This is a genomic window from Actinomadura rugatobispora (assembly GCF_042656285.1).
Lineage (GTDB): Bacteria > Actinomycetota > Actinomycetes > Streptosporangiales > Streptosporangiaceae > Spirillospora > Spirillospora rugatobispora.
On the sequence record NZ_JBHSON010000045.1, the window covers coordinates 1 to 13459 of the forward strand.

A 13459-nucleotide genomic window follows, 5' to 3' on the forward strand; every position below is an offset into this window, starting at 1 on the left:
CGGCCGTGGCGCCGCCGCCGCGCGGGCCCTGGCGGAGCGGTTCGCCGCCCACACCTCCGGCACGGGCCGTGCCGTGCGGCTGGACGGCGCCCGGCTGCTCACCGAGCGCGCCGCCCATCTCGGCCTGCGGCGGCGCGGCGGGGTGTCGGCGGGCGGCGCCTGCCGGTTGCTGCCGACCGCCGACGGCTGGGCGGCGGTGTCCTGCGCCCGTCCCGACGACCCGGCGCTGCTGGGCGCGCTGGCGTGCGCGGAGGTGGGCGACGACCCCTGGCCCGCGGTGACCGCCTGGCTGCGCGAGCACACCGGCGCCGAACTGGCCGAACGGGCCGGGCTCCTGGGGGTCGCCGCCGGACCGGTCGTGCGCGCCCCCGCTCCCCCGCCGCCGCCCGTCCCGCTCGAGCCGCGCCCGCTCGAAGGGGCGCTGGTGGTCGACTTCAGCGCGCTGTGGGCGGGCCCGCTGTGCGCGCACCTGCTCGGGCTGGCCGGAGCGCGGGTCGTCAAGGTGGAGGTCCCGGGCAGGCCCGACGGCGCGCGCCGCGGCGACCCGGGGTTCTACCGGCTGCTGCACGCGGGGCACCGCTCGGTGGCGCTCGATCCGGGCGCCGGCGAGGGCCGGCGGGCGCTGGCGGCGCTCGTGGCGGCGGCCGACATCGTCATCGAGGCGTCCCGGCCGCGCGCCCTGGCCCGGTTCGGACTGGACGCCGGGGCCGCCGTCGCCGCCGGGACCTCCTGGGTCTCGATCACCGCCTACGGGCGCGCCGCCGACCGGGTCGGGTTCGGCGACGACGTCGCGGCCGCCGCCGGACTGGTCTGCCGCGACCCGTCCGGGGCGCCGCTGTTCTGCGGGGACGCGATCGCCGACCCGCTCACCGGGCTCACCGCCGCCGTGCTGGCCTCGACCGCCCCGCCCGGCGGTGGCGGCGTGCTGTGGGACGTGGCGATGGCGCGGGTGGTCGCCTCGACGCTCGATCCGGGCGACGCTCCCGTCCCCTCGCCCGCGGCCGTCCCGGACGGCCGCGGCGGCTGGAGCGTGGAGACGGCCGACGGCCCGGCCCCCGTCGTGCTCCCGGCCAGGCGTGAACCCCCGGCCGGCGGCTCGGGCGAGGCGCCGGAGATGGGAGCCGACACCGCGGAGGTCCTGCGCGGGCTGGGGATCGCGGTCCCGTGACCGGGCTGCTGCTGCGCGACGCCGAGATCGGCGGGCGCGAGCGCGCCGACGTCCGGGTCGCCGGAGGCCGGGTCACCGAGATCGGCGGCGGCCTGTCCCGCGAGCCGGGCGAGCGCGTCGTCGGCTGCGGCGGCGGCGCGCTGCTCCCCGGGCTGTGCGACCACCATCTGCATCTGCACGCCCTGGCCGCCCGGAGTCGTTCGGCGCTGTGCGGGCCGCCCGAGGTGAACGACCCGGACGGGCTCGCCCGCGCCCTCCGCGCCGCGACCCCCGACGAGCACGGCTGGATCCGCGGGGTCGGGTACGCCGAGCCGGTCGCGGGCGATCTCGACGCCGCCGCCCTCGATCGGCTGGAGCCGCGCCGGCCCGTGCGCGTCCAGCACCGCAGCGGCGCCCTCTGGACGCTCAACACCGCCGCGCTGACCGCGGCCGGCATCGCCGCCGGCGACCATCCCGGCATCGAGCGTGACGAGCACGGAGCGCCGACCGGGCGGCTGTGGCGGGCCGACGACTGGCTCCGTTCGCGCCTGCCCCGGACCGGCCCGGTTCCCCTGGACGACGTCGCACGCGCCCTGACCCGGTTCGGGATCACCGCCGTCACCGACGCCACGCCCGACCTGGACGCCGGGGCGCTCGCCGCGTTCGACCGGGCGGTCCGGGAGGGGACGCTCCCGCAGCGCCTGCACCTGCTGGGGACGCCGCTGGAGGAGGCGGCCGCCTCCCCCGCGTCCCATCCGCGCGTCACCACCGGCCCGTACAAGATCGTGATCGCCGACTCCGGCCTGCCCTCCCTCGACGATCTCGCCGGGCGGATCGGGGCGGCGCACCGGCGCGGCCGTCCCGTGGCCGTGCACTGCGTCACCCGCGAGGCGCTGATCCTGCTGCTGGTCGCGCTCGACCAGGCGGGGCACCTGCCGGGCGACCGGGTGGAGCACGCGGCGCTCGTCCCGGCCGAGCTCGTCGACGACCTGGCCCGCCGCGGGCTGCGGGTGGTGACCCAGCCCGGCTTCCTCGCCGACCGCGGCGACGACTACCTGCGCGACCTGCCCGCCGAGGACCACCCCGACCTCTACCGGTGCGCCGCACTGCTCGACGCGGGCGTCGGCGTCGGTCTCTCCAGCGACGCGCCGTACGGCCCGCTGGACCCCTGGCAGGTGATGGACGCGGCGGTCCGGCGCCGCACGCGGTCCGGCGCCGTGGCCGGGGAGACCGAACGGATCGGCCCGCGCGCCGCGCTGCGCGCGTACCTCACGCCTCCCGAGGACCCGGGCGGCCCCGTACGGCAGGTGCGTGTGGGCGCGCCCGCCGACCTCGTCCTGCTGCACGCGCCGCTGGCCGAGGCCCTGCGCCGCCCCGAGGCCGCGCTCGTCCGCTCGGTCGTTGTCGAAGGCCGCGTCCTGATCTAGGTAATCTCGTACCGAGCCGCATTCCTCGCATCGCCCCCAGGAGCCGTCATTCTCCCCCGAACTCCCGCCGTGGATCGTTCCATGGCGCGGACCTGAGCGCGGGCCGCCGCCTTGGCGGGGGTCGTCACGGCGTTCGCCGCGCTGGTCGCGGTCGCGCTCCTGGGCTACCTGGCGGGGGTCGCCGGGGTCCTGCGCGCCCAGGACGAGCTGGTCCTGTCGCGGCTGGCGTTCTTCGTCGCCACGCCCGCGCTCATGTTCACCACGGTGGCCACCGCCGACCTGGGCTCGATCTTCTCGCCCGTGCTGCCGGTCAACGTGCTGGCGGTGGCGGCGGTCCAGGCGGTGTACCTGGCGGCGGCGCGCTGGGTGCTGCGGCGCCGCCGGTCCGAGACGACCATCGGCGTGCTGGCCTCGTCGTACGTCAACGCCGGCAACCTCGGCATCCCGGTCAGCGTCTACGTGCTGGGCGACGGCGCGCTGGTCGCGCCGATCCTGCTGTTCCAGCTGCTGGTGATGACGCCCGTGGCGTTCCTGGTGCTGGACGGCGGCGCCGGTGAGGGCGGGCGCGCCCACGCGGTGCGGGCGGCGCTGCTGCGCCCGCTGCGCAACCCCCTGACGGTGGCGTCGCTGCTGGGCCTGGGCGTCGCGGTGGCGGGCGTGGAGCCGCCGGAGCCGCTCATGCGCCCGGTGGAACTGGTCGCCGGGGCGGCGGTGCCGGTCGCGCTGATCGCCTACGGGCTGAGCCTGCGCGGCCGCAGGCACGCCGAGGAGGAGGACGCCGGGGTCCGCCGCGACATCGCGCTGGCCGTCGTCCTGAAGATCTTCCTGCAGCCGGCCGTCGCCTACCTCGCGGGACGGTACGCCTTCGGGCTGGACGGCGGCGCGCTGCTGGCCTCGACGCTGTTCGCGGCCCTGCCCACCGCCCAGAACATCTACGTCTACGCGGTGCACTACGGCACGGCCACCCGGCTGGCCCGCAGCGCCGTCCTGGCCAGCACGCTGCTGTCGATCCCCGTGATGATCACGCTGGGCGGCCTGCTGGCCTGACCGCGCCGGGTCTCAGGGGCGCCATTCCTGCCGGTACTCGGGGTGGTGCGCGTAGGGGAGCGCGAGCAGGCGCAGGACGGCGAGCCGGGCCGCGTGGGCGGCCTCGGCCGCCTCCGTGCGCTGGCCCTGCTCCAGCACCCACGCGCCCTTCTCGTAGTCGTCGACGATCCGGCGCCGCGCGGCGACCTCCTGCAGCGCGCGGTCCGGGTCGTACCGCGCGATGAACTCGGCGTAGGCGCCGTTCTCCACCGACGCCACGAACCCGCTGCCCGACGGCTCGCCGCCCCCGGCCGGGTCGAGGTGGACCGTGCCGGAGGGCGAGGCCGTCCAGGACGCGCCCGAGCAGGCACGGGCGATCTGCTCGTCCTTGGCCAGCCGGGCTCTGAGGAACTCCACCAGGTCCATGGGGGCCATCCTGCCCTGTGCGGCGGTACGAAGGGCCCGAACCGGCAGCAAGCGACCCATCGGTCACCTCCCGGACAGGCGGTCAGCGGGCGGCGAGCCGGTCGGCGAGGGTGGCGGCGGCCTGGACGACCAGCCGGCCGTACTCGGGATAGCGCTCCTGCGTCATGCGCATCGCCGGGACGGAGACGCTCAGCCCGGCGACGGGCCTGCCGTCGCGTCCCAGCACGGCCGCCGCGACCGCGGCGATGTCCTCGCGCCACTCGCCGCCGTTGGTCGCGTACCCGCGGCTCCGGATCAGCGCCAGCTCGGCGCGCAGCGCCTCGGGGTCGGTGACGGTGGTGCCGGTGTGGCGGGGCAGCCCGGTGGCCAGGTGCCGCTCGATCGTCTCCGGCGGGCTGTGGGCCAGGATCGCCTTGCCGTTGGCGGAGGCGTGCACGGGCAGCGCCTTGCCCAGCGGCAGGATGATCCGCACCACCTTGGGCGTCTCCAGGCGCTCGATCAGCACCGCGCTGTCGCCCTCGGGGACGGCCAGGTGGATGGTCTCCTCGGTGCGCCGGCGCAGGTCCTCCATCACCGGGACGGCGGCGTCGCGCAGGCTCAGCTCGCCGCTGGCGTGCCGTCCGACGTGCAGCGCCTTGGCCGTCAGCACCCAGCGGGTGACCTCGCCCCCGGCGGGGCGGATCCAGCCGGCCGTGTCGAGCGTCCGCAGCGCGCGCTGCACGGTGCTCTTGGGCAGCCCCAGCACGCGGGACAGCTCGCCTACCCCGGCGGGCTGCCGGACCGCGACCTCCTCCAGGACCCGGAGCGCGTTCACGACGTTCTGCATGCGTTGACTCCCGGAACATCCGAATCTACGATCCGCGTACCTTCACACGGAACATGTGCCGTATCACGGTACAGCGAGGAGGCGACGCGCGTGCCCGGTGGGCGGCATCACCTGCAGATCCCCGGCCCGACCAACGTCCCCGAAAGGGTGCTGCGCGCGCTCGCGGCGCCCACCATCGACCACCGCGGCCCGGAGTTCGCCGCGCTGGCGCTCGACCTGCTGGAACGCCTCAAACCGGTGTTCGGCACCCGCGGCCCCGTGATCGTCTACCCGTCCTCGGGCACGGGGGCGTGGGAGGCGGCGCTGGTCAACACCCTCTCCCCCGGCGACCGCGTGCTGGCCTGCGAGACCGGCCACTTCGCGACGCTGTGGCGGGACATGGCCGAGCGCCTCGGCCTGCGCGTGGAGTTCCTGCCCGGCGACTGGCGGCACGGCGCCGACCCGGACGCGATCGGCGCCCGCCTCGCCGCCGACCGCGGCCATGACGTGGCGGCGGTCATGGTGGTGCACAACGAGACCTCGACCGGGGTCCGCAGCCGCGTCGCCGACGTGCGGGCGGCAATGGACAGGGCCGGGCATCCGGCGCTGCTGCTGGTCGACACGATCTCCTCGCTGGCCTCGATGGACTACGGGCACGACGAGTGGGGCGTGGACGTCACGGTGGGCTGCTCCCAGAAGGGCCTCATGCTGCCGCCCGGCCTGGGCTTCAACGCGGTGAGCGGCAAGGCCCTGGACGCCGCCCGCACCGCCCGGCTCCCCCGCTCGTACTGGGACTGGGAGCCGATCCTGGCCGCCAACCGCGACGGCCACTTCCCGTACACACCCCCGACCAACCTGCTGTACGGGCTGCGCGAGGCGCTCGCCCTCCTCGAAGAGGAGGGGCTGCCCGCGGTGTTCGCCCGGCACGACCGGCACGCCGCGGCGACCCGCAGCGCGGTGCGCGCCTGGGGCCTGGACATCCTCTGCGCCGACCCGCGCGAGTACTCCAGCTCGCTCACGGCGGTGCTGCTGCCCGAGCCGTACGACGCCGGCAAGGTCCGCCGCGTCATCCTGGAGCGCTTCGACATGTCCCTCGGCACCGGGCTCGGCAGGCTGGCCGGGCGCGTCTTCCGGATCGGCCACCTGGGCCACTTCGACGACCTGTCGCTGGCCGGGACGCTGTGCGGGGTGGAGATGGGGCTGGCCGCCGCCGGGGTCCCGATCGAACGCGGCGGAGTGACGGCCGCGCTGACTTCTTTGGAGGCATCGTGACCACCGCGCGGGACGAGGCCGCGCCCGAGGAGATCCAGGCCGCGCTCGCGCCCGTCCTGGAGGGCTCGGTACGGATCGACGCCTACACCCGCCACCTCTACTCCGCCGACGCGAGCATGTACGCGATCGAGCCCCTCGCCGTCGCGTTCCCCCGGCACGCGGGCGACATCGCCGCGATCGTCGGGACGGCCGCGCGGCTGGGCGTCCCCGTGCTGCCGCGCGGCGGCGGGACGAGCCTGGCCGGGCAGGCGGTCGGGCGGGCGATCGTGTTCGACTGCTCGCGCCACATGAACCGGATCGTGGCGGTGGACGCGGAGGCGCGGCGGGCCCGGGTGCAGCCGGGGGTCGTCCAGGACCAGCTCAACCGGGCCGTCGCGGACGCCGGGCTGGTGTTCGGCCCCGACACCTCCACCAGCGACCGCGCCACCATCGGCGGGATGATCGGCAACAACTCGGCGGGCAGCCACTCGGTGCTGTACGGCTCCACGATCGACCATGTCGAGCGCCTCAACGTGGTGCTGTCGGACGCAACGGCGGCGCGGCTGGAACCGGTCTCCCTCGACGAGGCCCGCCGCCGGGGCCGCGCGGGCGGCCTGGCGGGGCGCGTCCACCGCGAGCTGCCCGGGCTGCTGGAGCGGAGCGCCGCACGGGCGGACGGCTTCCCGCCGTACTGGCGGCACTCGGGCGGGTACCGGCTCGACCGGGCGCTCGACCTGACGGCCGGCGGCGGGCGCCTCGACCCCGCCAAGCTGATCGTCGGGTCGGAGGGCACGCTCGCCGTGGTGACCGAGGCGGAGGTCGGGCTGGTGCCCAGGCCGCAGGCGCGCGCCATCGCGGTCGGGCACTTCGCGTCCACGCCCGCGGCGATCGCCGCCACCGGCGAGGCGCTGGCCCTGGACGCCGCGTCCGTCGAGCTGATGGACGACGCGATCCTGCGGCTGTCCCGCGAGCGCGTCGAGTACGCCGGGCTCTCCCGGATCCTGGAGGGCGACCCGCGCGCCCTGCTGTTCGTGGAGTTCTTCGGCGACGACGACGCCCAGGTCGCCGCGCAGGTCGGGAAACTCGCCGAAGCCTGGCGCCGCGGCGGGCACGGCTACCACACGCTGCGCGCCCTCACCCCGGACACGCAGGCCGCCGTCCGCAAGGTGCGCAAGGCGGGGCTGGGCCTGCTGATGGCCTCCAGCACCGGCACCCGCAGGCCGCTGGCGTTCGTCGAGGACACCGCCGTGCCGCCCGACCGGCTCGAACCCTACATCCGCGAGTTCTCCGCGATCCTGGACCGGCACGGGCTGCACGCCGGGTTCTACGGGCACTGCTCGGTCGGCTGCCTGCACATCCGGCCGTTCGTCGACGTGCGCCGGCCCGGGCAGGTCGAGGCGATGCGCGCGGTCGCCGGGGAGATCGCCGAACTGGTCGCCCGGTACGGCGGCGTCAACTCCAGCGAGCACGGCGACGGCCTGGCCCGCTCGGAGTTCAACCGGCGGCTGTTCGGCGACGGGCCGTACGAGGACATGCGGGCGGTCAAGCGGCTGTTCGACCCGGCCGCCCGGCTCAACCCCGGCAAGATCGTCGACGCGCCGCCGATGACCGAGAACCTGCGCGACCGCGCGCTCCCCGTCGCCGTGCCGCTGACCACCCGGCTGGAGTTCGGCGCGGGCGGGATGCGGGACGCCGCCGACCGCTGCCAGAACATCGGCGTGTGCCGCAAGGACGGCGCCGGGGTGATGTGCCCGTCGTACATGGCCACCCGCGAGGAGGAGCACTCCACGCGGGGACGGGCGAACGCCCTGGTCAAGGCCCTGTCGGAGCCAGACCCGGCCGCCGCGCTGGGCGACGAGCGCCTGCACGAGGTGCTCGACCTGTGCCTGGAGTGCAAGGCGTGCACGTCCGAGTGCCCGCTCGGCGTCGACATGGCGGCGCTGAAGAGCGAGGCGCTGCACCACTACCACCAGGCGCACGGGACGCCGCCGCGCGCACGCGCGTTCGCCTCGATCCGCGCCCTCAACCGGATCGGCGCCGCGCTGGCCCCGCTGTCCAACCTGCCCGGCCGGATCGGCGCGGCACGGGCCGTGCTGGACCGGCGGCTCGGCGTCACCAGGCACCGGCCGCTGCCGCGCTTCCACGGCGCCACGCTCGCCCGCTGGTACAACCGGCGGCCCCGGCCCGCGGGCCCGTTCCCGCGCGGCGACCTGATCCTGCTGGCCGACTCGTTCACCGCCTACACCGAGCCCGGTGTCGGACGGGCCGCCGTCGAACTGCTGGAACGGGCGGGCTGGCGGGTCCGGCTGCACGGGCAGGGCTGCTGCGGCCGTCCCGCCCTGTCCAAGGGCCTGCTCGACCAGGCGCGGGCGCAGGCCGCCGCGACCGTCGGACGCCTCGCCCCCGCCGCCGCGCGCGGCGTGCCCATCGCCGGCGTCGAACCGTCCTGCCTGCTGACGCTGCGGGACGACTACGCCGCGCTGCTGCCCGGCGACGGGCGGGTCGCCGCCGTCGCCGCGGCGGCGCGGCTCGTGCCCGAACTGCTCGTCGAGGCCGTCGACGACGGCTCCCTCGTCCTGGACCCGCAGGCGTTCACCCGGGGCCGCCGGATCCTGTTCCACGGCCACTGCCACGAGAAGGCCGTCACCGGCACCGCCGCGTCCCGGGCGCTGCTCGAACGCCTCCCCGGCGCCGAGGTCGAGGAGCTGGACGCCGGCTGCTGCGGGATGGCCGGGTCGTTCGGGTTCGAGTCCGAGCACTACGAGCTGTCCATGCGGATCGGCGGACTGCGGCTGTTCCCGGCGCTCGCCGCCGAGCCGCCGGAGACGCTGGTCGCCGCCACCGGGGTGTCGTGCCGCCAGCAGATCGCGCACGGCGGCGGGCGCTCCGCCGTCCACCCCGTCGAGCTGCTGCACCGCGCGCTCGCCCCGTCCTGAGCCCTCCGCCGGCCCGTCCTGAACTCCACCGCCCACCCACAACCTCGGGGGAGAACGGAGACGCGCACCCGTGTCCGCCGAGCTCGTATCGATCCTGGCGCTGGTGATCATGTTCGTCATCGGCACCGTCCTGCCCATCAACCTGGGGGCGCTGGCGCTGACCGGCGCGTTCCTCGTCGGCACCCTGGTCGCCGGGATGTCCGAGGACGACATCGTCGGCGCCTTCCCCGGCGGCCTGTTCGTGATCCTCGTCGGGGTCACCTACCTGTTCGCGATCGCGACCAACAACGGCACGGTCGACTGGCTCGTGCGCGCGTCCGTGCGCGCGGTGCGCGGCCGGATCGTGGCGATCCCGGTCGTGATGTTCCTGCTGGCCGCGCTGTTCACCGCCATCGGCGCGCCCGCCCCGGCGGTCGCGGCGATCCTCGCGCCGATCGCGTTCGGGTTCGCCGCCGAGTACGGCATCAACGCGATGCTCATCGGCGTGCTGGTCGCGCACGGGACGAACGCGGGGGCGTTCTCCCCGATCAGCGTCCTGGGCGGCATCGTCAACGGCGTCCTGGACAAGGCGAGGCTGCCGGGTAACGACGTCGCGCTGTTCGCGGGCAGCTTCTTGTTCAACCTGGCCGCCGCCGCGATCGCCTTCGTCGCCTTCGGCGGCCTCGCCCTGCTGCACCGCCGCCACACCCGGCCGCCCGGCACGGAACCGGACGACGGCGGGGACGAGACCGCGGACGACACCGCGGACCTGCGGCTGACCCCGCACCAGATCCTCACCCTCGCCGGCATCGTCGGGCTCTGCGTCGCGACGCTCGCCTTCGACCTGGACGTGGGGCTGGTCGCCATCACCGTGGCCGTCGTCCTGGCGATCACCTCCCCGGACGCGCACCGCGGCGCGGTCGAGAAGATCGCCTGGCCGACCGTGCTGCTCATCGGCGGGGTCGTCACCTACGTCGGCGTCCTGGAGGAGATGGGCACCATCGACTACGTCGGCGACGCGGTCGCCGGCATCGGCGCGCCGCTGCTGGCCGCGCTGCTCATCTGCTACGTGGGCGCGGTGGTGTCGGCGTTCGCCTCCACCGTCGGCATCCTCGGGGCGCTGATCCCGCTGGCCGTGCCGTTCCTGCTCAGCGGGGAGATCGGGGTGGCCGGGGTGGTCGCGGCGCTGGCCATCTCCTCGGCCATCGTCGACGTCAGCCCGTTCTCCACCACCGGGGCGCTGCTGGTCGCCAACGTGCGCGGGATGGAACGCGACCTGTTCTACCGCAAGCTGCTCCGGTACGGCGCCGCCGTCACCCTGGTCGCCCCGCCCGCCGCCTGGCTGGTCCTGGTGGCGCCGGGGTGGCTCGGCTGAACACCGGCTCCACCCGCCTGAACGCTCCGTCCACGAGTCGCCCGAAACCCCGCCGGACCCGCCGGGACCGCGCTAGGTTCCGTGATCCGATCAAATCGATCATGGGGGAACGATGGTGGACGAACCGCTGAACCGGCGGGATTTCGGCAGGCTGCTGGGGCTCGCCGGGCTCGGCGCCGCGGCGGGCCCGGCCCTGCTGGCCGGCTGCGGCACGGCGTCGGGCACGGCGACCCGGGCGGGGGCCGCCGCGGCCCGCACCTGGAAGGTCACCGGGACGGCCGGGGCCGGGCTGGGCGGCTTCGACACGGCGGTCAAGAAGCTGATGCAGGACCGCGGCATCCCGTGCGGCTCGCTGGCGGTCATGCGCAAGGGCAGGCTGCTGCACGCGCGCGGCTACACCTGGAGCGACGACACCTCCTTCACCACTCAGCCCACCTCGCTGTTCCGGCTGGCCAGCCTCAGCAAGGCGGTCACCGCGGCGGCCGTCACGCGGCTCGTCCAGGACGGCAGGCTCAGCCTGTCCGCCTCGGTCACGAGCCTGCTCACCCTCACGCCGCCGCCCGGCCAGACCCTGGACCCGAGGTTGCCGCAGGTGACCGTCCGCCGCCTCCTGCAGCACCTGGGCGGCTGGGACCGCGACATCTCCGGCGACCCCACGTACCGGGACCGGCAGATCGCCGCCCAGCTCGGCGTGCCGCTCCCGATCACCCGCGCGCACCTGGTCCGGCACGGCGCCGGCCTGCGGCTGGAGCACGACCCCGGATCCGCCTTCGCCTACAGCAACCACGGCTACCTGCTGCTGGGCGAGATCGTGGCGAAGGTCTCCGGCATGAGCTACGCCGACTACGTCCAGCGGAACGTGTTCGCCCCGGCCGGCGTGACGCGGGCCCGGCCCGGCAGGTCGCTCAAGAGCGGGCGGGCGCCGGGCGAGGTGCCCTACTTCTCCCAGGAGACCGGCCGGTCGGTGTTCGACGCGGCGGGCACGACCGTCCCCGGGCCCTACGGGACGTTCAACGCCGAGAACCGCATCGCGACGGGAACGTGGCTGGCCTCGGCGGTCGACTACGTCCGCTTCACCAGGATCTTCGACGCCACCACCAGCGTGCTGACCGCGTCCTCGGTGGCGGCGGTGTTCGCCAAGCCGGAGACCGGGCTCAACTCCGGCGGCTCCTACTACGGCTTCGGGTGGCACGTCCGGGACGTCGCCGGGGGCCGCAACACCTGGCACTCCGGGAGCCTGCCCGGGACCAGCACGATCGTGACCCGGCGGTACGACGGCGTCACCTGGGCGCTGCTGTTCGACCAGCGCGACGACCCGTCCGCGTTCACCTACACCTACGACGACTTCAGCGCGCCGCTCCACAAGGTGGCCAACGGGATCGGCACCTGGCCCGCCACCGACCTGTGGAGCAGGTACCTCTGACCCGGTCAGCCGCCGGGGATCCGGGCCACGCCGCCCAGCAGCGGGACGCGGGCGATCCCGGCGAGGCGGTTCCCCGCGTCGTCGGGCCGCCACCGGATCGCGGCGTCCATTCCCGGCGGGAGCGGCTCCATTCCGTCGAAGAAGGCGGCGACGCTCTCGCGCGTGCGCGGCACGAAGGGGGTGTCGGCGGCGTTGTGCAGCGCCGCGGCGTGCCGGAGGGCGGGCGTCGTCTCGGCGTGGGAGACGACGACATGGCTGCCCGGCGGGAGCGCGTCGCGGACGCGGGCGACGAGGCCGTGCGGGTCGTCCTCGTCGGGAAGGTGGTGCAGGACGGCGGTCAGCAGGACGGCGACGGGCCGCTCCAGGTCGATCACCGCGCGCAGCCTGCGGTCGGCGAGCAGGGCCTCCGGCGATCTGAGGTCGGCCTGGAAGGCGACGGTCCCGCCGTCGGCGGCCATCAGCGCCTGGGCGTGCGCGACCACCATCGGATCGTTGTCGACGTAGGCGACCCGGGCGCCCGGGAGGACCCGGCGGGCGGCCTGGTGCACGTTGTCGCACCCCGGCAGGCCGCAGCCGATGTCGAGGAACTGGGCGATTCCGGCCTCGGCGGCCAGCGTCCGCACGGCGCGCAGGAGGAAGTCGCGGTTGGCCCTGGCCAGGACGCGGACGACGGGCGCCGCCCGCCTGAGCCGCTCGGCCAGGGACCGGTCGGCCGCGTAGTTGTCCTTGCCCGACAGGAAGTAGTCGTACATCCGGGCGGAGCTGGGACGCAGGGCGTCGAAGCCGGCGGCGGCCTCGAACGCGGCCTCGGGCATGGCGGCCTCCTCTCGTCCCGTCGCGGCGGGTGTGCCGGATCACCCGAGGAAATCACCGGACGGCGATCGAGTCAACTCACATTGCCCGATCACGAAATCTCAGCAACAACAGTTGCATCGCCTGTGCCGATGCGGGCTAAACTGGTGTTGTTTCTCCGATCGTCAGCCTAAACGACAGTGGCGCACCGCGCCCGGGTGAGGGACGCAGGCCCGGACCGACCGGCGGGAGGGAGCGAGCGTGGACAGGACGGGCCCGGCCCCGGGGACGACGCTGGCCGACCGGCTGAACCACCTGTTCGCCACGATCGTCCCACCGGGGCGCGGGACTTACACCAACCAGGAGGTCGCGGCGGGCATCCGCGACGCCGGCACCGACATCTCCGCGCAGTACCTCTCGCTGCTGCGCCGGGGCGAGCGCGACAACCCGACGCTGAAGCACCTGGAGGCGCTGGCCCGGTTCTTCGGCGTGCCGCCCGCCTACTTCTTCGACGAGGAGACGACCCGGCGGGTGGACGAGGAGCTGACCGCGCTCGCCGCGCTCCGCGACACCGGCGTGCGCGGCGTGGCGCTGCGGGCGGCCGGGCTGTCCCCCACCGGCCTGGACGCCGTGCGGACCATCATCGAGCAGGTCCGCCGCCTCGAAGGGCTGGCGCCACCGCCCCCGGACGACGACTCCCCCGGCGACGCCCGCACCTGAGCCCTCCCGTTGCCCGAGCCCTCCCGAGCCCCAGCCCTTCCGAGCCCGAGCCCTCCCGCCCGCGCTGCCTGAGAGCTCCCGCCCCACTGCCGAGAGCTCCCGGCCCGCCGCCGCGCGGTCGGCCTCTTGCGATCGGGCTCGCGCGGCAGGCC

Annotated in this window: 11 protein-coding genes; 8 read left to right on the forward strand and 3 right to left on the reverse strand. The window is 75.5% G+C overall.

Translation table 11 applies throughout. From position 1 onward, the window contains the following. From ACFPZN_RS29195 to ACFPZN_RS29205, 3 genes are all read left to right on the forward strand, one after another. On the forward strand, positions 1-1168 hold a 1168-nt coding region (locus ACFPZN_RS29195; RefSeq protein ID WP_378285445.1), incomplete at its 5' end, for a CoA transferase. Next, entirely contained in the window at positions 1165-2574 is a 1410-nt protein-coding gene (locus ACFPZN_RS29200; RefSeq protein ID WP_378285446.1) for an amidohydrolase family protein, read from the forward strand. The genes ACFPZN_RS29195 and ACFPZN_RS29200, both read left to right, overlap by 4 nt. Before the next feature lie 111 nt (positions 2575-2685). Next, the gene (locus ACFPZN_RS29205; RefSeq protein WP_378285447.1) at positions 2686-3621 is read left to right on the forward strand and encodes an AEC family transporter; all 936 of its coding nucleotides are present in this window, start codon (positions 2686-2688) and stop codon (positions 3619-3621) included. A 12-nt stretch (positions 3622-3633) separates the two neighbouring features. On the opposite strand, the gene ACFPZN_RS29210 is transcribed toward ACFPZN_RS29205, so the two are convergent. Beyond that, positions 3634-4026 (reverse strand): DUF6221 family protein, encoded by a 393-nt coding sequence (locus tag ACFPZN_RS29210; RefSeq protein ID WP_378285448.1) that lies wholly within the window; start codon positions 4024-4026, stop codon positions 3634-3636. Positions 4027-4108: 82 nt separating this feature from the next. Continuing rightward, complete coding sequence (locus ACFPZN_RS29215) at positions 4109-4852, reverse strand: IclR family transcriptional regulator (protein WP_378285449.1); 744 nt, start codon at positions 4850-4852, stop codon at positions 4109-4111. Positions 4853-4942: 90 nt separating this feature from the next. On the opposite strand from ACFPZN_RS29215, the gene ACFPZN_RS29220 reads away from it, so the two are divergent. From ACFPZN_RS29220 to ACFPZN_RS29235, 4 genes are all read left to right on the forward strand, one after another. Next, entirely contained in the window at positions 4943-6103 is a 1161-nt protein-coding gene (locus tag ACFPZN_RS29220) for a pyridoxal-phosphate-dependent aminotransferase family protein (protein ID WP_378285450.1), read from the forward strand. Beyond that, positions 6100-9018 carry an FAD-binding and (Fe-S)-binding domain-containing protein gene (locus ACFPZN_RS29225; RefSeq protein ID WP_378285451.1) on the forward strand — a complete coding sequence of 973 codons (2919 nt, stop codon included), beginning with the start codon at positions 6100-6102 and terminating at the stop codon, positions 9016-9018. Before ACFPZN_RS29220 ends, ACFPZN_RS29225 begins: the two co-directional genes overlap by 4 nt. Before the next feature lie 70 nt (positions 9019-9088). After that, complete coding sequence (locus ACFPZN_RS29230; RefSeq protein ID WP_378285452.1) at positions 9089-10372, forward strand: SLC13 family permease; 1284 nt, start codon at positions 9089-9091, stop codon at positions 10370-10372. Between the two features lie 112 nt (positions 10373-10484). Beyond that, on the forward strand, positions 10485-11795 hold the full coding sequence (locus ACFPZN_RS29235) for a serine hydrolase domain-containing protein (RefSeq protein WP_378285453.1): 1311 nt from the start codon (positions 10485-10487) through the stop codon (positions 11793-11795). 5 nt (positions 11796-11800) lie between these two features. Here ACFPZN_RS29235 and ACFPZN_RS29240 read toward each other — a convergent pair whose 3' ends face one another. Beyond that, positions 11801-12610 carry an SAM-dependent methyltransferase gene (locus ACFPZN_RS29240; protein ID WP_378285454.1) on the reverse strand — a complete coding sequence of 270 codons (810 nt, stop codon included), beginning with the start codon at positions 12608-12610 and terminating at the stop codon, positions 11801-11803. A 238-nt stretch (positions 12611-12848) separates the two neighbouring features. Here ACFPZN_RS29240 and ACFPZN_RS29245 point away from each other — a divergent pair, with 238 nt between their 5' ends. After that, the gene (locus ACFPZN_RS29245) at positions 12849-13307 is read left to right on the forward strand and encodes a helix-turn-helix domain-containing protein (protein WP_378285455.1); all 459 of its coding nucleotides are present in this window, start codon (positions 12849-12851) and stop codon (positions 13305-13307) included. Positions 13308-13459: the final 152 nt, after the last annotated feature.